Origin of the sequence: Rheinheimera pleomorphica (assembly GCF_011634895.1) — a bacterium.
GTDB classification, from domain to species: domain Bacteria; phylum Pseudomonadota; class Gammaproteobacteria; order Enterobacterales; family Alteromonadaceae; genus Alishewanella; species Alishewanella pleomorphica.
In genome coordinates, this window is record NZ_SIRR01000012.1 from 321,387 (window position 1) to 345,771 (window position 24,385).

20 protein-coding genes are annotated in these 24,385 nt (G+C 49.5%); all 20 read right to left on the reverse strand.

Translation table 11 applies throughout. The features are described 5' to 3' along the window. Nucleotides 1–29 precede the first annotated feature (29 nt). Nucleotides 30–701, reverse strand: a complete 672-nt coding sequence (locus tag EYB30_RS14625) for a hypothetical protein (RefSeq protein ID WP_166839643.1) — start codon at nucleotides 699–701, stop codon at nucleotides 30–32. Nucleotides 702–907: 206 nt separating this feature from the next. Next, on the reverse strand, nucleotides 908–1,228 hold the full coding sequence (locus EYB30_RS14630) for a hypothetical protein (protein ID WP_166839644.1): 321 nt from the start codon (nucleotides 1,226–1,228) through the stop codon (nucleotides 908–910). A 5-nt stretch (nucleotides 1,229–1,233) separates the two neighbouring features. Continuing rightward, the gene (locus EYB30_RS14635) at nucleotides 1,234–1,566 is read right to left on the reverse strand and encodes a hypothetical protein (RefSeq protein WP_166839645.1); all 333 of its coding nucleotides are present in this window, start codon (nucleotides 1,564–1,566) and stop codon (nucleotides 1,234–1,236) included. A 318-nt stretch (nucleotides 1,567–1,884) separates the two neighbouring features. Continuing rightward, nucleotides 1,885–3,081 carry an ADP-ribosylglycohydrolase family protein gene (locus EYB30_RS14640; RefSeq protein ID WP_166839646.1) on the reverse strand — a complete coding sequence of 399 codons (1,197 nt, stop codon included), beginning with the start codon at nucleotides 3,079–3,081 and terminating at the stop codon, nucleotides 1,885–1,887. Between the two features lie 258 nt (nucleotides 3,082–3,339). Beyond that, the gene (locus EYB30_RS14645; protein ID WP_166839647.1) at nucleotides 3,340–3,744 is read right to left on the reverse strand and encodes a hypothetical protein; all 405 of its coding nucleotides are present in this window, start codon (nucleotides 3,742–3,744) and stop codon (nucleotides 3,340–3,342) included. A 1-nt stretch (nucleotide 3,745) separates the two neighbouring features. Then, the gene (locus EYB30_RS14650; RefSeq protein WP_241698048.1) at nucleotides 3,746–7,684 is read right to left on the reverse strand and encodes an RHS repeat-associated core domain-containing protein; all 3,939 of its coding nucleotides are present in this window, start codon (nucleotides 7,682–7,684) and stop codon (nucleotides 3,746–3,748) included. Between the two features lie 23 nt (nucleotides 7,685–7,707). After that, nucleotides 7,708–8,676 carry a hypothetical protein gene (locus EYB30_RS14655; RefSeq protein ID WP_166839649.1) on the reverse strand — a complete coding sequence of 323 codons (969 nt, stop codon included), beginning with the start codon at nucleotides 8,674–8,676 and terminating at the stop codon, nucleotides 7,708–7,710. After that, nucleotides 8,673–9,740, reverse strand: a complete 1,068-nt coding sequence (locus EYB30_RS14660; RefSeq protein ID WP_166839650.1) for a hypothetical protein — start codon at nucleotides 9,738–9,740, stop codon at nucleotides 8,673–8,675. Before EYB30_RS14660 ends, EYB30_RS14655 begins: the two co-directional genes overlap by 4 nt. Before the next feature lie 3 nt (nucleotides 9,741–9,743). Then, on the reverse strand, nucleotides 9,744–10,034 hold the full coding sequence (locus EYB30_RS14665) for a PAAR domain-containing protein (protein WP_166839651.1): 291 nt from the start codon (nucleotides 10,032–10,034) through the stop codon (nucleotides 9,744–9,746). Nucleotides 10,035–10,061: 27 nt separating this feature from the next. Next, complete coding sequence (gene tssI, locus EYB30_RS14670; protein ID WP_166839652.1) at nucleotides 10,062–11,876, reverse strand: type VI secretion system tip protein TssI/VgrG; 1,815 nt, start codon at nucleotides 11,874–11,876, stop codon at nucleotides 10,062–10,064. An 87-nt stretch (nucleotides 11,877–11,963) separates the two neighbouring features. Next, on the reverse strand, nucleotides 11,964–12,443 hold the full coding sequence (locus EYB30_RS14675; RefSeq protein ID WP_008221300.1) for an Hcp family type VI secretion system effector: 480 nt from the start codon (nucleotides 12,441–12,443) through the stop codon (nucleotides 11,964–11,966). A 296-nt stretch (nucleotides 12,444–12,739) separates the two neighbouring features. After that, nucleotides 12,740–15,337, reverse strand: a complete 2,598-nt coding sequence (tssH, locus tag EYB30_RS14680; RefSeq protein ID WP_166839653.1) for a type VI secretion system ATPase TssH — start codon at nucleotides 15,335–15,337, stop codon at nucleotides 12,740–12,742. A 20-nt stretch (nucleotides 15,338–15,357) separates the two neighbouring features. Continuing rightward, nucleotides 15,358–16,386 carry a type VI secretion system baseplate subunit TssG gene (tssG, locus tag EYB30_RS14685; RefSeq protein WP_166839654.1) on the reverse strand — a complete coding sequence of 343 codons (1,029 nt, stop codon included), beginning with the start codon at nucleotides 16,384–16,386 and terminating at the stop codon, nucleotides 15,358–15,360. Then, the gene (gene tssF, locus EYB30_RS14690; RefSeq protein ID WP_166839655.1) at nucleotides 16,383–18,215 is read right to left on the reverse strand and encodes a type VI secretion system baseplate subunit TssF; all 1,833 of its coding nucleotides are present in this window, start codon (nucleotides 18,213–18,215) and stop codon (nucleotides 16,383–16,385) included. Before tssF ends, tssG begins: the two co-directional genes overlap by 4 nt. Further along, entirely contained in the window at nucleotides 18,212–18,703 is a 492-nt protein-coding gene (gene tssE, locus EYB30_RS14695; RefSeq protein WP_166839656.1) for a type VI secretion system baseplate subunit TssE, read from the reverse strand. The genes tssF and tssE overlap by 4 nt, the downstream gene beginning before the upstream one ends. 20 nt (nucleotides 18,704–18,723) lie before the next feature. Next, entirely contained in the window at nucleotides 18,724–19,524 is an 801-nt protein-coding gene (locus tag EYB30_RS14700) for a type VI secretion system accessory protein TagJ (protein WP_166839657.1), read from the reverse strand. An 8-nt stretch (nucleotides 19,525–19,532) separates the two neighbouring features. Further along, on the reverse strand, nucleotides 19,533–21,086 hold the full coding sequence (gene tssC / locus EYB30_RS14705) for a type VI secretion system contractile sheath large subunit (protein ID WP_166839658.1): 1,554 nt from the start codon (nucleotides 21,084–21,086) through the stop codon (nucleotides 19,533–19,535). 85 nt (nucleotides 21,087–21,171) lie between these two features. After that, nucleotides 21,172–22,665: a type VI secretion system contractile sheath large subunit gene (gene tssC, locus EYB30_RS14710; RefSeq protein WP_166839659.1), complete on the reverse strand. Its 1,494-nt coding sequence runs from the start codon at nucleotides 22,663–22,665 to the stop codon at nucleotides 21,172–21,174. 1 nt (nucleotide 22,666) lies between these two features. Further along, a complete protein-coding gene (gene tssB, locus EYB30_RS14715) occupies nucleotides 22,667–23,167 on the reverse strand; it encodes a type VI secretion system contractile sheath small subunit (protein ID WP_166839660.1) in 501 nt (166 codons plus the stop codon). Between the two features lie 52 nt (nucleotides 23,168–23,219). After that, nucleotides 23,220–24,311, reverse strand: coding sequence for a type VI secretion system protein TssA (tssA, locus tag EYB30_RS14720; protein ID WP_166839661.1), 1,092 nt, complete (start codon nucleotides 24,309–24,311; stop codon nucleotides 23,220–23,222). Between the last annotated feature and the right edge of the window lie 74 nt (nucleotides 24,312–24,385).

Sequence of the window (24,385 nt, forward strand, 5' to 3'; positions counted from 1 at the left end):
CTGATGTATTTGCCAACTAGATCTTATTTTCAAACATTTTTCAGCTGTTTGCTGATTTCGGAATTAAGACAACTTTTAAGCGATTTAATAAAGGCCTCTGCACGTTCAGGATGCTCATAATCCTTCAGGGCGATTGCATAATCCAGCGCGTCAAAATGGCCAATCGATTCCAGAGAAGCCGCAATCTCAACAGCTCTATCTTTAACACGATCTGCAAACGGTGGCTCCACCTGAGCTAATGAAAATTTTGTTGTTATATTTTTTGCGTAGCAGCTATATAAGTACCTGACAATCGACATATCAGGGGGATAATCAACATAAAATCTTAATACCTCTTCCTTTCTGATATCCTCAGATAACAGACCGGTATCAAACTCCACACCACATAGTTCAAATATGCCTTCATGCAAATAAATTACGGCCGAGCTCATCGCGAAATTCAAAACATTTTCATTACTATACCCTTTAGCAACCGCATCACTATAGTCTGCATCTGCGTTTTTAAGCACCCAAATAATAGCTTCACAATCACGCGTTAATGTTCCAACATCCTGCTTCGATGCTGCTAAGCTCTTAGGAGTAATAAACGTGACATATTTGCACCATACGCCTCCCCACATTAAATACAAAAACGCAAAAACTTTTCGGGGAACGCCACCAATTATGACAACGTCCTCTGCGCCAGAATCATTTAATGTCATGCAATATGCCCCTTGCAACGTTAGCCACTAAAAGCTGAACTTGTATTGAAAGCCTTACTATCGTGGTATTTCTAGTAAAAATTGGATTGTAAAAAGCCATTAGCAAATGGTCCGCACTGGTCAGCCTTAATTTGTACTTGTTCAGGCCTTACCTTAGCCGTTGAAAGCCGCAAAAATGACATATTTCATTGTATGAACTACCCAAACTAGCGATACAACTCCATTTCCATCAGATACTTAGCATACTGCTCCATGGTCATAAAACGCGTACCAGATAAGTAGTAATCTCTTTCAATGTCTTGCATGGCCCTGTCTACTTGAGTAGAAGTAAGGGTGTTTTGATAACGAAAACTCCAATACCTTTGTAACGCTTTTAAATTGAATGATTCTTTTCCGATTAGACGAGCTTCATCCATTGCTTTGTTTAACATTTTCTTACTTTCAGCTTCGTTTTTTGCTCTAATTTCTTGCAGTTTCCCGTCATGCTCATTCATAGAATCATTACTACGTTTTTCCTTATTATCCAAGCAGATCAATCACGTTCAGAAGAACTTAGTCTTTCTTTGTCTCTTCCCCAATCATCTATGCCCATACCATCAATAATCACATCAAATAAATAAGAAAAAATATACCCACGTTCAACGCTCTTATGTAGGACATAATTAAGGTAAGCTTTTGCTCTCAACTCATCAATTTGAGAACAAATATTTCTTACTCTAGAGGTAGTTATCTCATCGATATCTCGAAAACTTGCAAACTTCCCTTCATCATTTGGATCTAGCGTTGAACCAATTACTTGCTCAATTTTATTTAAGTACATTTCAGGAATTCTTATTTCTTTTTTGCTGTTCTTATTATCGCCCACCTTTATGTGCCTTTTTATGTTTTGCTAATGCTTGATCAAGACTATTTATATTTATACATTTGGTGTTTTCTTTGTCACTCATTATCGTCGCATTACCAAACGCACAGTAATACGCTTGTCAGATAATATTATTGTCGTGACCGTTTAGGCTAAGGATTTTTAGGGTGTATTACCATACCAGAGATACTCGCCCTCGCTGTATTCGCCAACCATGGAATTTAGCTCCACAAATACGTTAAGTGAGGAGCTGGAGGTGAATGGGTATTCAGTACTATTAACAGTAAACGCTAGCACTGTTACGCCACCAGAAAATGCCTGTCAGTCGTTATCCCACTCAAATTTGCGCTCGCCCAAGATGTCACATACGCCAAACCGTAACAGCTTGTCGGCATATAGATAAAAAATGTGAAACTTAGCCAACTCTCTTATCCATTCCGGATTAATTTGCATTTCACCGTAGTAGGCACCCGCTAGCTGACCGTACACTGCGCCAACAGTATCGGCGTCTCCTGCCAGGTTCACCGCCAAAACAGCGCCATCTTCAAAGGTATCCGTATGATGAAATGCCCATATTGCCGCTTCCAGCGTATCAATCACGTAACCACTTGATTTTATTTGATCACGTGTCTTTTTGTGCGCATTTAATGCGGCCTCAACAACCTTAGGTGCCAGCGCTGCTCTGCCGTCCCACATGCCTTTAGTTGGTGTATAAAGCTCTGTTGTCAGCTTGTGCTTCGGTACGCCTCTTATTGCGCCATGAATTAACACACCAAAATAACGGCATGCATCCACCGCTTCAACAGCACCATGGGTAGTGCGTGATGATTCACCGCAAATGCGCGCAACTTCTTTAGGTGAACTAAAAGCAAATAGCGCTGCAGGCGCAACGCGCATTAATGAGCCGTTGCCTGCTGTATCGGGCGACGTGGAACCGGCATACACGGTTTTTTCAGTTTCGTACTTATACAACGCCGACATCACGGTATTGCCAATATCAAAGCATTCGCCGTTTACACTAAAAGCCCCTTCCCGCCACCAATACCAATAAAGCTTGATCTGATCCGCTAATACCGACTCCTCACAACGGATAAGGCTGTGTGCCAAGCATAGCGCCATACTAGTATCATCTGTCCACTGACCTGATTTAAGGTTAAAAGGCCCACCACCGGTCAGTTTAGTAACTTTAGGTTTGCTGTCTCTGGCACTGAACTCCAACGTTGTACCTAATGCATCGCCAAGTGCTAAACCGAGCAAAGCTCCGCGAAATTTAGAAGCCAGTAACGACGAATTTTGGCCAACAGTGTCGAGATAAGCCTTACACTTGTTTTGGTCAGCACCGCTAATACGAAGTGTTATATACCCTGTTAACCAGTACATAATTCGACGCGAGCCTTCATCCATTCTGCCATGTAATGAAGGAAAAGTGAGATCATCACGAAACAACCGTAGTTCACGGATCAATTCAGAATTCTGTGCCCTTAATTGACCTCGCTCATCCTGAGTTAAACTTTTCACGATATCTCCTTTAATACAACTTGCAGAATTGATACATCAACTTCAGTGATAGTTTTACTTTTACTAACTACATCAAATTCAAAACTAGTTCTAAAGAGCATTTCAGCCTCGACACCCTCCACAACCTATCCCCTACAGGCTTGACCTACGCAGAATATTAAAGCTCTAAGTCACATAAAAACTTTGTAGTCTTCTGACAAAGAATATTAATCTCAAAATACGCAGGAGTAAGTTTTACCAAGTTAACCCTTTATTTTTTCATTTAGAAAACATATCAAGCCAGCTTTGCTGATAAGTTTTCTGCTCCTCAATTGACCCTATATCCGTCTCAAGAGCGGGTTCAAAAATGTCAACTAAGTTTGCTTCTTTTGCCGGCTCACCCATTTGAGTTAAATAGGCAAGCCTGCCTCCGGACATTTGTTTAGTCATTCTAGATGATATGACGTTTGACCTGGCACCTTGACATAATATATTGAACCCCCTTTTCTCCAATATCCTTCTCAATGATATTAAACATTCAAATAAGTCAACTCCACCACATTGTATAGTCCCGAAAGCCTCACTGTTAAAAACCAAAACCCATGGAGGACTCTCAGAAATTTCAACTGTGCAAGCTTCCTTATTCCCGCCCACTGAAATTATTGATAAATTTTTAATGCGCATATCAACCCTTTTTATAATTAGGATTAAGGACTGTATAACCCTCTTCAGGCAAGGTTACACCTTTGATTTTGCTTACAGGTATACCATTCTCAACTACTACCTCCAGCTCGTCAGGGTAAGGACTAGTTCCCCCTAAATTCTTGTTCACATCAATTCCATCCGTCACATCCAATATATATACATGTTTAGGGCAGAATTTTTCAGCAACAGCAGGTGACTTAGATGTAGAAATAAAGGCACTAGGTGGCATTTTGTTATCTTTTGCATGTAATAGTAAATCTCGACTGTCGCCTAGAGGTTGAAAGCCTTCTGAAAATATTAACTCAGGTGGTCGCCAATCCCCTCGATATGTCGTACCAACAAATCCTAAGCCTAGAATATCCCCCATGATGTCATAGTCATCAGGTATAAGTTGATTTAACTCATTACTACCACCTGTATTCTCCTTCGCACACAACCCCAGCGGATCTATCCAGTTGATATGATTTGGTGCGTATTGGTAGTGGTTAATACCACCTAACAGGCCTATTGGGTCCTGGCTGATAAATCGACCGGTTTGTGGGTCGTAGTACCTAAAGTGGTTGTAGTGTAAGCCACTCTCGCTGTCATAGTACTGGCCCTGAAAGCGGATTGGGTTGTCGATTTTGTTCACCGTCAGCGTGGCTTTACCAAACACAGTGTAGTGTGCTTGCCAAACGATATTGTTTTCGCTGTCGGTTAAACTAAGCGGTGTGCCTAACTGGTCTAACTGGTAAAAATACAGCTGACCGCCGCTCAGTAGCGCCAGTGGTTTGTTGCTACCCGGCTCATAAATGTACCAGCGATACTCGCCCTGGCTGTATTCACCAATCAGCGTATTGCCTTCCCACAGATAATCGGTGCGGCCACTGGCAGTAATTTTAGCGCTGCGCCGGCCAAAGGCGTCATATTCGTAACGCGTTACGCCACTGGCATCCTGTAAGCCGGTTAACTGGTTAAAACCATTGAACTGGCGCTGTTGACGTTTACCGGCAGCGAGCGCGGTTAACTGATTGCCGTTATCGTCATATTGGTACTGGTTATCGTGATAGCGCAGTAAGCGATCTTGCTGTACCTCTATGCCCTCACCTGTGGGGTTGCCAAAGCTGTCCCACTGGTGTTGCTCGTTCTGGCTCGCATCTTTGCTGTGCTGTTTACTAACTAACTGATCCAGCGTGTTATATTGATACTCAATATCACCAGACTGGTTATCCGTAACCGCCAGTAACTGGTGCAAAGTGCTATAGCGATACTGCCGCTGCCGGCTTTTCTCACCTAATTGCCACAGCTGCGCCGTTAGACGGTTAAAGGCATCAAACTGCTGGTTTAGCTGCAGGCCGCTTTGGTATTCACGCGCGGTTTCCCGGCCGGCGTTATCAAAGCTGCGCCACATTACCGGTTGCTGGTTTACCGCCAGCTGCGATAACAAGCCTTGCTCGTTGTAACGATAATCCAGTGCAGTACCATCGGGCAGTATTGTGCTTAAACGGCGGCCAGCGTTGTCGTACTGGTGCACCGTACGCCAGTCATCCTGCCAATGTTCACTTAACTGGCCGTTGGCATGATAACTAAACCGCAGTTTGCGCTGGGCATTACTGGCGCGTAGCGGGCGGCCCAACTTATCGTAGTGAAAATGATTGCTGGCCAGTTGCTGGCCAAATAACGCGGTTTGCTCAGTGATGCGCCCCAGGCTGTCACGTTTTAGCTTAACCTGTCGCTTGCTGCCGTCGGCAACATTGCTAACATGGCCGGCGATATCATATTGATAATGCTGTACCCGGCCGTCGAAGCCCTGTAACTTTACCGGCCGCTCCAGGCCGTCGTAATCAAGCTGATAACGGGCGCCGTCGCTGCGCATAATCGCCGTAAGGTTACGCTCTTTATCATATTCATAGCTAAAGCGACTGCCATCGGCCTGGATCAGTGCTGTTGGCTGTGCCAGGCCCTCGTACTGCCACTGGCTTTGCTCACCCTGGGCATTTGTTTTGCTGATCAGCCGCCCCGCTGCATCATAACTTAACTGCTCAACACTGACTTGCTCAGGTGCGTCAGCCGGGTACTGCCTGATTTCAGTAACATTACCGGCAATATTGCGCTGATATTCGGTAACCAGACCCGCCGCATCGGCGATGCCATTCAGCCGTCCCAGTTTGTCATAGCTGTAACGGCTAACGGCGTCACCCTGTTTGCGCGCCAACAGCTGGCCTTCTTCATTCCATAAATATTGTTCAATCCGGCCATCGGCGTGGTGCAACTGCGTTAACTGGCCTTCGGTGTTGTACTGATAACGGCTGCAACTTCCGTCCGGCTGATACTGCGCTTTTAACAAACCACCGGCGCTGTACTCGCGCCGCCAGTGCTGGCCTTCAGCGTCAGTAAAGCCTGTACGTTGGCCCAGCTCATTGTATTGAAAATGGCTAATAGCACCATCGGCTTGCTCAACGGTAACCAACTGGCCTACGTCGTTATAGTAGTAGCGCGTGGCGGCACCATTAGGTGCTGTCTCGGCAATTTTCTTGCCCAGATTATTCCAGGTGTAACGCCAGATCGCGCCATCAGGCGCCACCTTTTTTATCAGTTGATTACGTTCGTTATGAAAGTATTGCCAGCGCTGGCCGCGGCTATCCGTGCTGATGGCTAAGCGCTGGTTATCGTCATACTGAAACTGATAGTCGTAATAACCATCATCGCCCCAGTTGCGGCTGCAACGGGCTGCCGGCCCTTCACCCAGCCAGCTGAAATAGTGTTTAAACCCGCTGGCTCGTTGGCGTACGGCCAGTAAATGGCCCTGGTAACCATAATGCTCGGTCTGGCCAGCCTGATTGGTCGCAGCAATAAGATCGCGCTCAGCATCAAAATGATACTGCGCCAGCACCACATCCAACGCTTTTAAACCTTCAGGGGTGTTTTCAACTGCCTCAATCCGGCTAATTAAGCCCTGTTTATCATAATGCAGTTCAATACCGCGCTTACGGGTGTAGTCAATCCGGCTTAAGCGCTGATAACGGTCATAATACAGCTGTAAAACATTACCCAGACTGTCAAAAATCTGGTGTAAAACCCAACGTTTAGGCTGTTTTATGTCAGTATTTGCCGGCACAAATACCCAATGGGTATTATCCGGTCGCAGTAACACCTGGCTGCCATTGTCTTCATGGCGCAGTGCCAGGCCTTCTGCTAACTGATGACTGGTTTGCCCGGGCGCTACCGGGGTGAAGAATAAACGCCGGCCTTCATCGTCATGCAGCACCAGCCTTGGCTCATCGGCAGCATTTTTTGTTGCCTCGATATGCAGATGAAAGTTACTGCGCCAGCCATAGCCCAACCCCAGCTGTTCATGACACTGACTGGAGCGGTAAGTGCGCTTAAACTGCAAGGGTAAAGGCCCTGACAGGTCAAAATCGATCAGCTCGAGAATTTCTTCACCGGTACACATTGATACCGGATCACCTGCACACTCAACCTCGCTGCGCTTAGGCGTTTTAGTACCGCTGCCATTGGTGCCGGTTTCATCATTAACTGCCGGGCCAGCACCTGTATTGCTGCTCTGTGCTGCGCCGCCGGGTTTATTCGCCTTAGGTGTGGCAGCTTTACTGGCTGGCACTGCCGCAGCGCTGTCCTGCTGCCGCTCGGCTGCCGGCAGTTCACGAACAAATAACTTAGCCTGCTGTATGGCCTGCCCCAACTGTAAAAACAGCTGTTTTTTGGCTTCATGCACCTGCAAATTAACGTCAGCGATATCCATCCAGCTTGCTACCGCTAACAACCCTCTGGCATAGCTATAGTCCGTAAAGTGCTTCGTCAAAAAAGCCGCGGCTTCATCCGCTGATGAAAACTGCAGCGCAGCAGCACCGGCTGCTGCCGCACTAGTACTAAACTGCATTACACTGCCATAGCGGCTTTTAAGGTCTATTTTATGCATCGCCATGCTGCTAACTGTCCCTGTTAATCATGAGTTGTTACTACCGGGTTATACAGTGCCACACTGCGATAGCCCTTTGCTGATTGCTCATATTGCAATGTCAGGCCGTGCAAGCGGCCTTTTTGTGCACCTTGCAGCAGACACAGCAAGCGATATAAGCCACCACAGGCGCCCAGCTCGCCGGTTTGGTATGACGGCAGGCTATAGGCTGTTTCAGCGTTGATGGTACCGTGCAACCGCTGCATGTGTTCCAGCCAGTGCGCACTGCTATTGTCGTTACCGCAGTCAGGCAAACAGATGTGTTTAAGCTGCTCGGCTGAGCCCGCTAACCGCTGTGTCACCTGACAAAACAGACCGGCTGTTGCCAGGTCCTGGTTGTTTTCAGCAGTACGACTTAGCACATCTGTAGCTGAAAACGTCAGTGCTAAACCAGAATCAGCAGCCGTTAAACACAATGCCAGTGCGCCCTCAGACAACAAATAGGCCGCTTGCTGCGCCTGATATGCTGCAAAAACATCAGCATGACACTGTGAGTCTACGGAAATAAGCCAGACCTGCGCCTGACGCTTCTGCGCCAGTAACCCCGCAGCTGCGTTGAGTGCCATCAGGCAGCCTGCTGCACCATAGGGAAAAATGCGACACAGTTCAGACTGCAACAAACGTGGATAACGCCGCATAAGCTGCTGTAATAAGGCATTTAATTGCGGGTTGTCAGGGCCGCTGAATTCCGGCAATACCAGGTACACTATTTGTTCTTGCGGGCTGGCCGGCATTTTTGCCAGTAAACCATCGAGCAACGCCAGCAAACGCTGATTAAAGCTTTCAGCCGCGCAGTAAGGGGTTATAAAAGCACATTGCAGCACAGTGCCCTGCCAGTGCATGTGCTGAGCCTCGGTGGTTTGCAGTTGCAGCGCCTCAGTCATCGTTGCCTCTGGCATGGCGCCCAGGTGCATAGCATACTGTGTCAACGCTATGGCCATGCTGTCACTCATAGCGCGGCCCCAGCAGTTAACACATCACTAAATTTCAGCGCAGTACCGGGAGCCTGGTAAAATTGGTAGCACGCCGCCAGTTGGCGCTGCTGCTGATTGCCCTGGCGCCAGACAATCGCCAGTTGCTCAGGGGCAATATCAAAGCCGGCTAGCGTTCTGCGGCCTTTACTGTTAGCCAATACCGCCATCTCTTTGGTTGCCATAACATCATCAGCGTCAAGCACACCGAGCATCATTGTTAACGCATCTGCCGCCGCTTGTGCCGTGTCGCCCTGTTGTGCCAATTCATGCAACAAGGGCACAAACTTTAGCTGCCCGCTGTATGCCATAGCGGCAATAGCCTGTTTAATATGCGCTGCGGCTAAATAATTAATCAGCTGCGCCTGTCGACTGTCTGCCGCTATCGTCAGCAGCATCAACGCAACCGCCGTTAATTGCCCGGATTGCTGCAACACAATAACCAGCTCGACCTCATCGACGTGCTGCCCCAGCAAATATGCCGCCCATTGCGCCACAGCATACTGCGCCGTTGTTGTATCAAGCTCTTTGATATACTTCTGCAGCACAGGTAACAGCTGGCGCTGCCCGCTTAACCCAAGATAAAACAACGCATCGACACCTGCGTCTCCCGCTTGTAACTGCGTCTGTAATACCTTTATACAGGGCAGCGGTTGCCTGGCGGCAAATTGCCACGCCAAAGCAGTGTCAGCTTGTTTCGCAGCCAGGCTTTGTAACAATGACGCAGACAGTCGCTGTGGCTGTTGCCGAAACTTTAACTGATGCAGCAATAGCCATACCTGTTGCGGATTAGCCAACGGTGGCAATTGCTCAGCGGCGAGTAAGTTATCTGCGCTTGCAGTGACTAACCAGGCCAACCAGGGCGCCAGCCGGCTCTCAGCCATTGCATCAGACTGTAGCGTGTGTTGCAGCAGCTGTAAGGCATCGAGCAAACGATAATCATGTTGTCTCAGCTGCACCACAGCGGTATATCGGTCACCGCTTAACTGCAAACGCTGCCGTAGCAATAACTCAAGCTGCCCGGCAATCTGGCCCGTTGCAACCATTAGCTAGCCACCAATAAGTACTGTGGGCATGCCCAGCACGATCTTACCGCCGTGTGCGGTGTCATCGCCCAGCCGGGCTGCATTTTTACCATTAATAAACACTGTCGCCGAGCCACCACTTATGCTGTCTGGTGGCCCGATACAAACCAGTTTGTCGCCCTTACGTGCCGCCGGAATACCGCAAATACTCACATTGGGCGAGCCCTGTGCCACCGGGCCACCAACATGCGGAACCTTCGCCGTAACCTTGGGGCAAACGTGCATACAACCTATTACCGCCGCGGGTTTGGCCATTTAGCTGTGTCCTGTATTTTTTGCCAATCAGTTAATGCTGACTTTGCTGCCTTTAATCGTAATGTTGACACCTTTGATATCAATAGAGCCGTCACTTTTCATCGAAATAGACGCCGCGCCGGTTTTAATCGTTATGCTATCGCCGGCATCAATCAGCAGTTTTTTACCCACTTTTAAGCTGTCACTGCCGTCAATGGTGTTTTTCCGGTCTTTATTAACCGTTTCGGTATCATTGCCTTTTACTGTGGTGGTGCGATCGTTGCCGACCATGTCAGTCTGGTTGTTTTCTACCTGCAGCTCAAAATCCTTCTCAGCATGCAGGTATAACAGTTCTTCACCTTTTTTATCTTCAAAGCGCAATTCATTGAAATTGGCCGCACCGCCGCCTTTGCTGGAGCGGGTTTTAATACCACTTTGCGTTTTATCATCAGGCAAGGTGTAAGGTGGCATATGATCTGAGTTGTAGACGGCGCCAATCACCACGGGTTGATCAGGATCGCCATTTAAAAACTCAACTAACACCTCCTGATCGCGCCGTGGAAAGAAAAACGCGCCCCAGTTTTTGCCTGCCCAATTCTGGCTAACCCGGATCGGACAGGAGCTTTCATGGTCTTTTACCTCAGAGCGGTCCCAGTGAAACTTCACTGTTACCCGTCCCAGTTCGTCTACCGAAATTTCTTCGCCGCCTTTACAGGTTACTGTGGCCGTTTGCACCCCGCTGATCACCGGTTTGGCGCTTGTCAGCTGCGGCCGGTAACACACCTCTTTCGGCACACAGTAAAAAGTATTGCTGATCTCCTGCTTGCTGGTTTTATTCGCGCCCGTCTGGCTGGCAATAGCTGCGGTCAGTACCACTTCAGTTAACACGTACTGCTTACCCGCTTCTGCTTTATCTTCATGCTCGGTCAGAGTAAAGGTTTTACCTATACTGAAGCTGCGGCAATTACTGCCACCTTTGCGCCGGGCAATATCACGCTGTAGCGCCTCCAGCCGGATAGCGGCAATCGCTTTAGCCCGCGGGTGAAACTCCGACTCCGCATCATAACTAAACACTTCGTAATCAGCGTGCCCGCTGACCAGGCTACCTTTGTTCACTTCGCCGGTGGGCAAGGCTGTCGGTTTTTTCAAATCAAAGCCACGCTGCACATACTTACCCGGCGCCATCACCAGCGCCTTTTGCCAATGATGAATATGTGGCTCGGATAAACTGCCGGCAAAGTATTTTACTTTGGCCTCAGCACAAGGCTCATAGGCTGCAGCCTTATCAGCCAGGATCAGTTTGTGGCTACTTTGGGTGTGTTCGAAATAATAAAAAATGCCTTCTTGCTGCAATAAACGCTGCACAAAAGCCAGATCGCTCTCTTCATACTGTACTTTAAAGTCGTAATCCGGATAACTGCCCTGAATTTTCGCAGCCACATCCACTTTCACACTGTGCTCTGCCGCTATCTGCTCGACGATTTTCAACACATTTTTAGCACGAAAAATACGGCTGTTGACTCTGTGCTGCATATACCAGGCGCTGGCGACCAGATGCAAACTGTAATCCCGGTACTCCGCTTCAGCGGCATCTTTATTAACCCGCGCGCCCAGCGCCTTAATATCCGCGACAACCGCATGGATATAACGCTGTTTGTTGCCGCCCAACTCCAGCGTAATAGTGACTTCTTTACCGATCAGCTCATCGGGCTTAATTTCCCGGCCATTGCCATACACGTCAGCGTCAACGCTGAATAACTGTGACAGCGCTTCGCGAAATACAAACCGGGTTAAAATCAATGCATCTTTGCCAAGCGGCGTATCAATTTTGATGCTGTTCTCGTCCTGGGTTGCCTGTTGCATCCATTCGCCTCAATTGGTTACTTATAAGATGATCGGTAAAAAAACAGAAAGGGAGCTGGTGTGGCGCACCACACCAGCCGGCTAAGCTTACAGCTTAGAACCTTTAACGCCGCTGTAGCCGTATACCAACGGCGCAGTAACGTTGTTTTTGTCGTCTGTCGGTGTAACCGTCATCATCAACTCGGTGTAGCTGATCACGATAGTTTCAATTGGACGGTCGCCAGATACTGACATCTGGTAGCTGCTGATCATGGCATCAGTCAGTTCTATCTTCATGATCTCTTCCACTTTGTCGCCTTGTTTGGTGATGTGGAATACCGCTTTTTGGCCTTTGCCGATAGTTGCTTCTTTAAACAGGTCTGGTGATGCCTTGTCCTGCAGTTTAGTGATAACGATATCGTTTAAACGGGTAGCGCTGGCTTCACGGTCCATTGCGGTACCAGTGTAAGAGCTCAGTTCGCGCTGAGTGCCCCAGTCCATAGATAATACAGTGATCATATCTTTGAACTCTTCAGCGGTCGTTTCGCCTTTGATCGCGCCGTATTTCAGGTAGGTATTTGCTTGCATGCTATGCTCCTTTTGCATATTTAAACAGGTGCCCGATATTGGACATCAAGGTTAGCCTGGGTAACTTATCAACCCGGACAAAACGTTAAAAACCACCAGCGAACTCTCACAATAAACACTTAATATTAAATAAGTGATATCACTTAAATTACATATGCCGATTTCCAGTTTTTAAACTTCACAAATTATATCGTTAAAACCATCATTGACAACACTAAATTAACTATTTAATTAGCCTATTTTTAACTTTTGTTTGTTGCCAGCAACTTATCTACGCGTTGCTGGCCGGCTGCGTGTTAGTTCACACTGTAACTGAACTGTTCTGCCTCAACCCGCAGCTGTATCGACTGCACACTCTGTTGCTGCGCGACGCGTTGTAATATGCGTACCGACAGTTCAGGCAATAATTGGTTTTGCAGAATATTATGAATGGTACGGGCACCCGAACCGGCATCCTGACACTGGCTGACGATTAAGCCGATCACCTCATCACTGTATGTGAATTCAGCGCGGTAATGTTGCTGTAGCCGCTGCTGGATGCGGGCCAACTGCAGCCTGGTAATCAGCGCCAGCTTGTCATCGTCAAGCGGCAGATAGGGGATCAGGTTTAGCCTGCCAAGAAAGGCCGGTTTAAACACCTTCAGCAAGTCATCCTTTAATGCCTTAGCCAGACCGTCAATCGAAGGTGCGGTATCCGGGTCTTCAAATAAGCGCATTGTTGTGTCGGTGCCAACATTAGACGTCATAATGATAATGGTATTTTTAAAATCAATATCGCGGCCTTCACCGTCTTTTATGGTGCCTTTATCAAACACCTGATAAAAAATATCCTGCACGCCCGGATGCGCCTTTTCCATTTCATCAAGCAGGATCACACTGTAGGGTTTGCGCCGCACAGCCTCGGTCAGTACACCGCCCTCGCCGTAGCCGACATAGCCCGGCGGCGAGCCTAATAACAGCGAAACCTTATGCTCCTCTTTAAACTCAGACATATTGATCACAGTAAGTTGCTCTTCACTGCCATACACTTGCTCGGCCAGCGCTAATGCCGTTTCTGTTTTACCCACACCACTGGGTCCGGTTAACAAAAAGATACCATTAGGTTTATTTTCATCCGCCAGCTGGGCGCGCGACGTTTGTACTGTGCGCGCGATCAGTGCCAAAGCATGGTCTTGCCCTACCACCCGCTGCTGCAAAAACGTATTGAGCGCCAATACAGTGTTAATCTCGTCGGCCTGCATTTTACCCAGCGGAATACCTGTCCAGTCAGACACCACTTCAGCGACCAGTTCCTCCGTCACTTGCCAGTGCACCATCGGCTCAGCTATAGCGGCAAATTGTGCTTTGATTGCAAGCAAGCGCTGCAACAGTGGCGAATCTTCACCTTGTGGCTCGGCGGTTAACTGCTGTGCCAGTTCACGCGCTTCTAATACCAGTGCTTTTTGCTGCTGCCAGTCTTGTTGTAAATGGGTCAGGCTAAGCGTTGCCTGCTCTGTCTGTTGCGTCAGCGCCTGCAAGGCTTCGCTATGGTTCACGCCTAAACATTGCTCACGCTGCAGCACCTCTATTTGCTGTTGCAACTGCGCCACCTTACGCTGCATATCTTCAACCGGACCAGGGATAGCATCCTGGCTCATCGCTACCCGGGCACAAGCGGTATCCAATAAGCCAACCGCTTTATCGGGTAACTGACGGCCGTTAATATAACGGTGCGACAGCTTCACTGCGGCCTGCAGTGCCTCATCGGTAATTGACACCCGATGATGTTGCTCCATCACCGGCAGCAAGCCACGCATCATAATCGCCGCTAACTCAGGTGTCGGCTCTTCCACTTTCACCACTTGAAACCGCCTGGCCAGGGCGGCATCTTTTTCAAAATACTTTTTATACTCTGCCCAGGTCGTCGCCGCTATAGTACGCAGCTCGCCGCGTGCCAATGCCGGCTTTAACAGGTTTGCCGCGTCGTTTTGACCGGCCTGACCACCGCTACCAATCATGGTGTGGGCTTCATCTATAAACAGGATCACCGGGGTTGCTGAGCGGTTTACTTCGTTAATGACATTTTTCAGCCGGTTTTCAAACTCGCCCTTCATACCGGCACCGGCTTGCAGCAATGCTAAATCCAGCACCCGCAAACTAATCTGCTTGAGTTTATCCGGCACTTCGCCGGCCGCTATTTTCAGTGCTAAGCCTTCAACAACGGCGGTTTTCCCCACCCCGGCCTCACCGGTAAGTATCGGGTTGTTTTGCCGGCGGCGGGTCAGGATGTCAATCATCTGCCGAATTTCATAATCACGGCCAACGATAGGGTCAATTTTTCCGGCACGCGCCTGCGCGGTCAGATCGGTTGTAAACTGGTCAAGTGCCGGCGTCTTGCCACCTGCTGATCCAGTGCCTCCCACCTTGCTACCTTGTTGTTCGCCGCTTTGCTTAGCCAACTGCGGCCAAACCCGCAGCAATTCGCCGGCGTCAAGCTTATCGAGCGCCGGCACACGGCGCAGCAGCAATGCGGCCAGGCTGTCATCTTTTAACAAGGTGTAGACAATGTAGGCTGAGCGGATCTGTTGATCCGCAAACTCAATGGTGGTATTGAGCCAACTGGCACGCAACAAATTGATCAGCTGCACCGAAATGGTCGGTAACGCATTATTGCCGGTTTTCATTTGCTCCAGCGCCTGCTGCAGCTGTTGCGTTACGGTATCCATATTGATATCAAAGCTGCGCAGTAATAATGGCAAATCCCCGTCGCCTTGTTGCAACATAGCGTCAAGCCAGTGCTCAATTTCAACGCTGTAGTGAGATCGGGACTGGCAGCGCCCTGTTGCCGCTTCCAGCGACTGACGACTGGCCGGATTCAGTTTTTCAACCAGACTTTTTAATGTGGTAGTAGACATATTTGCTTCCTGTGCATTAACTAAGCCCGGTTTAGCTGATAACTAAGCCGGGTACCTTGATATTCAATATCGGAACGGACAGCTAGGCTGCCGCGCTGGCCAAGACACAGCCGGTTTTTCGCCAGCTGAGCGGTAGGAAAATCACAAAACCGCCCCAGCAGTGTCACCCGTACCTGGTGCTCTGCCGGTAAAAAATCGGCCAGCACCTGGCTTATCAGTTGATGTTGATAACTGCCTGGTAACAGAGCATCAGCTTTGCCAGCGGTTACTGTCACGGCTAACTCGATGGCTGAACTGACATCCCACACCCGGCTGCCGAGCATGGCTGAGCGGCCTAAAGCAGCGTGCTGGCCCTGTGGCATAAATTGCATCACCAAGCGGCTTTGCTCTGCTGTATCCAGCATCAGCCATCGGCCCTGTAGCGGATTAAGCTCAACCTTAGTGCCTAACAACTCAGACAAGATCTGCGTTAACTGCTGCGCACTGCGATTGTGCTGGGCAAAGGCCCCGGCGTAGTAAAGGCCGAGGGAACTTTGGGCGCCAGACAAGTTTTTTAGCACCGCACTAAAGCTGTCGGCATCGGTGTCTGCCATTTCATACTGACAGGCAAAACGGTATTTCTCCCAGGCGCGGTAATACAACGAAATTAACCGGTGATTAAACAGATCAAAGAAATCACGCATGGTTTTATCACGCTGCTTCAGACGTTGCAGTACCATCTCGGTGTAGTGTTGTGGCAATACGCCACTGGGGCCGGTCAGACCCAAAAAGCTAACATGCATGGTCACCGCATCAGCAGCGGCATCTTGCTGTTCAGATTGCTCCAGCGCGCTCTGAGCTTGTGGGCGCGGTTCAATTTTGCTGATCGGCTGACCAGGAAAGCCAAGATGCTGCACACTTTTAAAGCGCAGCAATTCCTGCTGTGGAAAGCCATCCCGTCCCACACCCTGCCAGCGTTTTTGTTGCCGGCTAAACTGGCGCTCCAGCGAATATACCGCCTGATAGAAATCAAAGCTGCTGGGGTCCTGCACTAACTGTTTTAGTGTCATAGCAGCACCTTAGTACCGCAGCGGGCCGGCCAGCGGTGATACAGCTGTTCATGCTCTTTTAGCTTAACGCTAAGGCGGGTATAGCTGTTTACTGTGGCATATTGCGAGAAAAACACGTCCAGGATATTGGCAAAAAAGTAGATGCCACTGCCGGCGTAAGATGACTGGGTAAATTCCAGCAAAATTTCGCTACCGCTGCAGACTGCCGTGCGACCCTGTTGGCTAACGCGGGCACTGCCAGAGCTGATACGCAGCGCGCAGATCCCATCGATTAAGGCTTTTGATTCCGGCGTACAGCGAAAATCATACAGCTGTAATGTTTCTTTCAGCCGTTTTAGCGCGTCATCTCCGGTGAAGTGGTTCAGCGTTAAATGGTTAACTAACTGCCAGCGGCTGGCTTCCTGCAACGCCGGGCGCACGCTGGCACTGGGGGCAGACAAGCAGCGTATCTGTTTAATTACATCGGCGTGTTTTTGGATCAAAAACTGCGGCTCACCACCACCAAAAGGCAGATAAGCCGGCAAATTGCGGTTACTGCACAGCGCCTGTACCTGTACTACCCAGTCTTTTGGCGTTTGCACGGCATTAACACCCTGAAACTTACGATCGACCACCGACAAGTACATCTCGGTACCGGTTTCGGAATAACCACCGGCCCAGTCAGCAAACTCGCGCCGGCTGTGCCAGAACATATCCTGCTGTTGCAGATAGTCCGGATGCCCCTGGCTGTAATACGGATTTAACGTTACCTCATTGCCAAAGGGGTCAAACGCCTGCACCTGCTCAATCTGTATCACTTCGCACACGTCAGCGTCCATATAACGCGGCACCAGCCGGTATTCGTACTGAGAGGCATCCAGATTGACCGGCTCCAGCTTCTGGCTAAATAAATTGATCACCGGCGTGCAGCCGAGCAATAAGCTGTCGGCGGTAATATGCCGCTCCAGCTCGTCAGCGCCCTCTGACAGATAAAAATACAGCTCCACCTGATCCTTAATCCCGTGCCAGGCCGGGTCGAGCCCGTTAAGCTCGACAAATAAGAATTTCTCCGGACACAAGAACTGCTCTATCAACAAACGGTAGCCGGCAAAACTGCGCTGGCTGTAAGGCACCACCTGATGTTCATCAGCAAAACCCACCGCCTGTAACTGCGACGGTGCAATGAAGCGGATGGCCTCCGGCTGGCCTGGCGGTGCTATGCCTATCAGCAATAACTTGCTTAATACCAGCTCGTACAAGCGGTAAACATGATGGCGCTGACCATTGAGATAAAACCGCAGCTTGCTGATCTCAAGCTCATGCAGCGCGGTTTTTTCAAACTCGCAGCTTAAGCAAAGCTTCAGCAAGGCTTTGGCACTTTGCTGCACCGGCGGTTTAGGGGCATGAAAAGGCGCATTTTTAAATTCCGCCCGGCTTACCGCCAATGGATACAAATCAGTGTCGTAGCAGGCTTGAAAGGTACAGGGTTTCAAACCCTCAGTGCGGGTTTCAAACTCAGTACCGCGCTTTATCACTATGCCAGAGTTAGACAGGTTCTGACTGGTCAGCTGCAGTACTGACGTTGACGGTATAGGCGCCTGATAATCCGGATACAGCTGGCCGAGCAATGCATCGGTCAGCTCCGGAAAGCTATCGTCCAGCTTTTGTCGGATCTGGGCGGTTAACAGGGCAAAGCCTTCAATCAGCCGGGATACGTGCGGGTCTTCAACATTTTCTTCGCTAATACGCAAGCGACCGGCAATTTTCGGGTATTGCTCTGCAAACTCAGCCCCCATACGGCGGATATACGTCAGCTCACGATTGTAATACTTTAATAACTCGTCATTCATGCCTGATAATCCCTGATGGTTAACCCCAGATGTACCGGTTCTACTTCTGAATCAAACATAATGTGCTCTGGCTCCGGGTCGGCATACAACAACGCCTGAATACGCAGTTTCAATACCCGCTCCATGCCATGTTCCTGCTCCGGCACTGTCACTTCGACATCGACAAAACGCGGTTCAAAGCGGCGGATGCTTTGCTCTACTGCCCGGCATAACTGCAACCGACCTTCGTCTGAGTCGACAACCATCACAGAAAAATCCGGCAAGCCGTAGTTCAGTAAGCTTTGTTCAAGCTCGGCGTAACTGTCAGGCCAGGTGTGCCATTGCACCCGGCTGTTAAGCAGGTTTTCCAGATCACGCCGTACACTTTGTCGCAAGGCTTTTAAATCAAAACCACGCCGGCTACGGCCGCTGTCTTTTTGTCCCGGCGCATCATCAATCAGCCGGTCCAGCAGCGATTGCTGCAAAGCTTGCTTGTTCTGCAGTTTCACCCCAACGACTCCGGTGCAGCTCAGGCTGTTTCTGCGATATCAGCCAGCGACAGGTGCTGAATGTCTGACAGTGCCACAGCCTGCTCACCGACCAGCAGCATCTTCTGGCCAATGCCGGTGACCAGCTGCTCGTGCAATTGCTGCCAGGTGGTATCTTTGCCCAAACGTTCAGACACCTTTACGCTATCCACATAGGTTATCGGTACAAATACCTCACCTTGCGGACCGTCTTTAATCACGATTTCAGCGCGGCGCCACACCAGGTCCAGTAATGACTCCGGTTTTTTCAGCTGTAAGCTGTCTAACTCAGTAAATTTGGCCAGATAAAACTTACCGTCCGTGCCAAACAGCTCCAGATAACCGCCGAGGCTATCATCCAGATCGCGCAGCTCTGCCACCGTTTCGCCATTTAGCTCAAACTGCGCTTTTTGCCGCAGCGTTTCCAACCGCCCTGCCGCTGTCACTGCGGCATTCATATCCTGCTCCTTTAACGCCAGACGCAGCGCCAGCAAGGCTTCAAACATGGCGTCAGGCTCGCTGAACAAGGTGGCCGTCAGCCCGCCCTGATAAAAGTCTTGCCGGGCTGACGCAGCGCGAATAAGCTGGCGCAGATTGACAGCACCGACTAAAAAATCCGGATGCTGGCGCACCATCATATCCAGCTGCTGATCGGCTTTTTCCAGCGCCCCCTGAATACACAGTAATTCGATATAAGCCGCCCGTACGTCAGCATTGGCCGGATCGTCACGTAAAATGGCAATAGCACGTTCTGTCGCGCTGATCAGTTCGCCCTGTTTAATTAACGCCTGTAATTGTTTCACTGTTAACCTCACGCTGTCGCAGCTTGTTTAGGTGATAACTCTGCAACCAGTTTCACTGTTGTAATCATCTGATCTAACTGAAAATGCGGTTGCAGGTGAATAATGGAGTAATAGCGTCCGGGCTCGCCGCGTTTTTCCCGCACCTGGATGCGGGCTTCCCGCAGTGGGTGGCGGGCCCGGACGTCGTTCGATGCATCGGTGGAGGCGGTAGTATAGTTATGCAGCCAGCGCTGTAATTCCTGCTCACATTGCTGTGCTGAGTGATAACCGCCAACCTTATCGCGGCCTATTACTTTGATGTAGTGGGCAAAGCGTGCCACACATAAAATGTATTGCAGCATCGCCGACAACCGGGCATTGACCGTCGACAACTTATCGTCGTACACCTTAGCCTGCTGAACCGACGCATTGTTATAAAATGCAAAGTAGTCGCTGTATGGCACAACCGACAAGGGTACAAAACCATTGTCCGACAATTCGGCCTCAAAACGATGGCCAACCAGTAAATTTACTGACGGCTTGTTACTGTGCTGATACTTATCGGTTTCATAGCGGCTTACCGGCAAATCGCTGACCAGGCCAAAATTATGCTGACCGGCCTTCATGCCACGAATTTGCGCAAACCAGCCGGACTCGCTGTACGCCCTTACCAGCACAGCGGCAAAAGCGAACGCCGCATTACCCCACAAATAATCACGTTCCGGCTGTGCCAGCACCTCTTTAAACACAAAGCTTTCACTGCGCGACCCATCGTCTTTGTAGGGGCTGCGCATTAATACCTGTGGCAGCACTACACCCAGAAAACGCGCATCTTCCATCGCCCGCAGCGCACGCCATTTTACATATTCCGGTTGCTTAAACTGGCTGCTGATATCGGCCACCAGGCCAAGCTCTGAGAAATGATCTACGCCAAACAGCGATGGATGTGCCGCACAAATAAAGGGCGCAAAAGCGGCTGCCGCTGTACGGGCAACTTCTTTTAACGTGTCCAGATCATTGCTTAACTGACCAGGGCGGATTTTATGACTAATCTGATAATCGCCAATCAACACACCAAACGGCTCGCCGCCGGGCATATCAAACTCGTTGTCGTAGATCAGCTTAAAAAATTCACTCTGATCAAAATCAATAGCGCGATTAATGTCTTTACTCAGCTCACCCCAGGACAACGGCAGCAGCTTGACTTTAATTTTTTGCTCACGATCATGCCGCTCAGTTTGCTCGGTTAAATACAATAAACCGCGCCAGCTGGCTTCCAGCTGTTGTAACTGCGGGTAATGAATAATGTCATTCAGCTGCAGATTTATTAACCGGTCAATATCGGCAATGGCCCGGCACAGCATGGCACTGACCAGCTTAGGGCTTTTAACATTGACCAGCGCAACATGCTCCAGCCAATACAAAATAGCCGCCAGCGGATCACTTTCGCGCAAAAACCGCGCCAGCACACCGCTACGCTCCAGCCTGGTATAGACCGGCTGGCTAAATTCTGTCTGTGTTGCATCGGTAAAGGATGGCTGTGTAAACACATCCTGTGACACAAACTTTACCGCGTCGGCCATGACATCCTCGTTTGCATACCTGTTATGAATAACACCGGCAACAGCACAGCCGCGCGGGGATAAGCACGGCTGCACTGTTACGGTATTAACCGCCCATTTCAGGAATTTTCGCTACCAAACGTAATGAGGTAGACAGCTCTTCCAGTTGTAACCAGGGACGTAACCAGGCAACGGCATTGTAAGAGCCTGGACGACCAGGAATTTCGCGTACCTGCACCTTGGCATCTGCCAACGGATAACGGGCGCGAACTTCCTGACCACTGCCCTCAGAGGCGTTCACATAGTTTAGGATCCAGCGGTTTAACCAGACTTCGACATCTTCGGCTTCCATAAAGCTGCCAATCTTGTCCCTTGCTAACACCTTTAAATAATGGGCAAAACGCGACGTCGCCATTAAGTATGGCAAGCGGGCCGAAATGGCCGCATTCGCAGTGGCTTCCGGAGTGTCATACTTTTTCGGCTTCTGCGCCGTTTGCGCGCCGAAGAACACCGCATAGTCAGTATTTTTATAGTGACAAAGCGGCAAAAAGCCCATTTTACCCAGCTCAGCTTCACGCCGGTCAGTAATGCCAATTTCAGTCGGGCATTTCAGATCCGGGTCACCATCGTCACTCATAAAGATATGACTGGGTAAACCTTCCACCTTACCGCCGCCTTCCGCACCGCGGATCGCCGTACAGAAACCATATTGTGCAAATGCATTGGTCAGCTTAGTACCCATCACATAAGCCGCATTCATCCAGCAATAGTCAGCATGGTTAGTGGTTTTCGCCACGCCTTTTTGTGCGTCCAGTTCAAACTCTTCAAAACCAAACTCTTCAATAGGTGCTGTCGCGGCGCCATAAGGCAAGCGAGCCAGTACCCGTGGCATGGTCAGGGTGACAAAACGTGAATCATCGCTGTCACGGAACGAACGCCACTTGGTGTATTCCAGCGATTCAAAGATTTTTTCCAGATCGCGCGGCTTAGACAATTCAGTCCAGTCATCAAAACCAAATAACGCCGGCGCAGACGCCGAGATAAACGGGCAAAAACCTGCCGCAGCCACATTCGACATGTAAGTCAGGGTTTCGATATCTTCCGGGTGATTAGTAAACTCATAGTCACCAATAATGGCACCATAAGGCTCACCACCCGGGGTACCAAACTCAGATTCATACACCTTTTTAAAGGTCTGGCTCTGGTCAAACTCCACGGCTTTACTTAAATCTTTGTACAGCTCTTTCTTGCTCATGCTAATCATGCGGATCTTAAGCGAAGCGCTGGTTTCTGAGTTCATCACCAGATGATTTAAACCACGCCAGCTGCCTTCCAATTTCTGAAATTCAGCGGTGTGCATAATGGCCGCTAACTGATCGGAAATCAGCTTATCCAAGCGGTTAATCGCCTCGTTAAAGGTCACTGTCAGGTTTTTATTCCAGCTGACAGTCCCGCTTAACGCTTCTTCGGTCAGGGTACGCAGTAATTCTTCTGCCCGTGACGCGTCAGTTTGTTTAGTGGCACCTATTGCCTGCTCCAACAATGAGCTGGCAGAGCCCTGAGCATTATCGTGCTGCTCCAGCAACGCTTCCGTACTCATATTATTTGTCCTCTACGCTTAAGTCCTGCGCCAGCTGCTGCAGGTCTTCATTATTGTTCAGCACCCGTTCCAGAATATTTTCCAGCTCTTCAGAGCGGTCAATTTTGGTCATCAGATCACGCAGCTTATTGCGGGTCGCCATCAGCTTGTCCAACGGTTCTACCTGCTTGACGATAGCGGCCGGTTCAAAGTCCTGCATTGACTTAAACTGCAAGTCGACACTGAATTCACTGCCATCAGCGGCCAGTTTGTTCTCAACCTTGAAGCTCAGCTTTGGATTCATCCGCTTCAACACTTCGTCAAAATTGTCCCGGTCAATCTGTACAAAACGGCGGTCTTTCAGCGGCTTTAGCGCTTCGGTATTCTGACCAGCGAAATCCCCCATTACCCCGACAACAAAAGGCAGTTCTTTTTTTACCGCAGCTCCCTCTGTTTCGACGTCATAAGTAATATGCACACGGGGCTTGCGCACCCGGGATAACTTGCTATGAATACTTTCCATTGACTTTCTCCTGTTACTCAGCTGTTAGTTGTGTCAGTTAGTACCCCAGGTACTACTTTTGTTGCGGGATCCCCGCCAGCCGGAAGTAATGGTTGCGGCTGTTGTTATCATCGATTAATTCCTGCAGCAGCTCTGGTAAACTCAGGCCGCTCCAATGCACGACCTGTTCAAGCGCATAAGAAATGGGTGAATGTGGTTCGGTTTTTCGAAAAAACTCAGCGGCCTGCTTCAGGCTGTGTAGCACCTGTTCACGCGTTTGCACCTGGTGCGCGACCGGGTCGGTTGCAGCGGTTAACCCCTCTGCGGCAACGTCTGTCAATTGCTCGCTGACAAGCTGCTGCGCCAGCTTATCGGCTGCCAGGTAGTTCACTGCATCCAGGCATTTTTGCAGTGTTTTGCTAATCGCACTGGTGGGCTGCGGCTCGCCATTCATCGCGGCATCCATGGCTTGCGACAGCAAAGCAAATTCAGCGATAGCGGTTTCAATTTGCTGTTTTAAGTTTTGGTAGAAACCGACTGAGGTTTCAGCTACGGCATCTTTAATTTGCTCCAGACTGGCTATGCCGGCATCTGCCTTTTGCTTCTGGCGCTTTTCATCTTTGCGTGAGATATCCGCCGCCCGCTCATACTGCCAACAGGCAAACTGGCCGTGCACAGTAACGTCAGTTAGCGGGATGCTCAGAATGGGGGTAATCAGGGCGCCGTCACCTTCATAACCATTCAGGCCGATCAGCGGCGCTATACGCACCTCCATGCCATCTTCATCCGGCAATGGATAGAGGCTGGGCCAAAAGTGCTCAATCAGCAGACGGGTCGTTTTAAAACCGGCGCTAAGCCCCGCAAAACCGTGCGTACGACACCAGGCTTCTATCAGCCAGGCGCAATACTCTAAATCTTTAACCTGCTGGCATAAAACGGTTGGAATTGTCTCACTCAACGGCCGCCAGTCTGATGCCAGAGCCTGAAAATCTTCATCTTCAGACAATAAGGCGCGCTCGTTAGCCCGCGCCTGACCGCGGATATCTTTTAACTGATAGTATTGTGACGTAGGTGAAATATCAGTGCGCGGATCGATGCCTGCGGGTGCCGCTGCATCGATCGCATTAATTAACATTTCAAAATCAATTAATTCACTGTAATCCATCACAACAACCAAATAGGGACCGTTAATCAGCGAATAATGTTACTTTATTGTTTTATTGATGACAACAATTAAGT

Coding starts and splice junctions, on each gene's coding strand:
- tssC (WP_166839659.1), bottom strand. CDS start 22,665: ATGAGTACGGAAGCGTTGCTGGAGCAGCACGATAATGCTCAGGGCTCT.
- tssB (WP_166839660.1), bottom strand. CDS start 23,167: ATGGAAAGTATTCATAGCAAGTTATCCCGGGTGCGCAAGCCCCGTGTG.
- tssC (WP_166839658.1), bottom strand. CDS start 21,086: ATGGCCGACGCGGTAAAGTTTGTGTCACAGGATGTGTTTACACAGCCA.
- tssF (WP_166839655.1), bottom strand. CDS start 18,215: ATGAATGACGAGTTATTAAAGTATTACAATCGTGAGCTGACGTATATC.
- EYB30_RS14655 (WP_166839649.1), bottom strand. CDS start 8,676: ATGAGTGACAGCATGGCCATAGCGTTGACACAGTATGCTATGCACCTG.
- tssI (WP_166839652.1), bottom strand. CDS start 11,876: ATGCAACAGGCAACCCAGGACGAGAACAGCATCAAAATTGATACGCCG.
- EYB30_RS14645 (WP_166839647.1), bottom strand. CDS start 3,744: ATGCGCATTAAAAATTTATCAATAATTTCAGTGGGCGGGAATAAGGAA.
- tssA (WP_166839661.1), bottom strand. CDS start 24,311: ATGGATTACAGTGAATTAATTGATTTTGAAATGTTAATTAATGCGATC.
- EYB30_RS14660 (WP_166839650.1), bottom strand. CDS start 9,740: ATGGTTGCAACGGGCCAGATTGCCGGGCAGCTTGAGTTATTGCTACGG.
- EYB30_RS14650 (WP_241698048.1), bottom strand. CDS start 7,684: ATGCATAAAATAGACCTTAAAAGCCGCTATGGCAGTGTAATGCAGTTT.
- EYB30_RS14675 (WP_008221300.1), bottom strand. CDS start 12,443: ATGCAAGCAAATACCTACCTGAAATACGGCGCGATCAAAGGCGAAACG.
- tssG (WP_166839654.1), bottom strand. CDS start 16,386: ATGACACTAAAACAGTTAGTGCAGGACCCCAGCAGCTTTGATTTCTAT.
- EYB30_RS14665 (WP_166839651.1), bottom strand. CDS start 10,034: ATGGCCAAACCCGCGGCGGTAATAGGTTGTATGCACGTTTGCCCCAAG.
- EYB30_RS14625 (WP_166839643.1), bottom strand. CDS start 701: ATGACATTAAATGATTCTGGCGCAGAGGACGTTGTCATAATTGGTGGC.
- tssH (WP_166839653.1), bottom strand. CDS start 15,337: ATGTCTACTACCACATTAAAAAGTCTGGTTGAAAAACTGAATCCGGCC.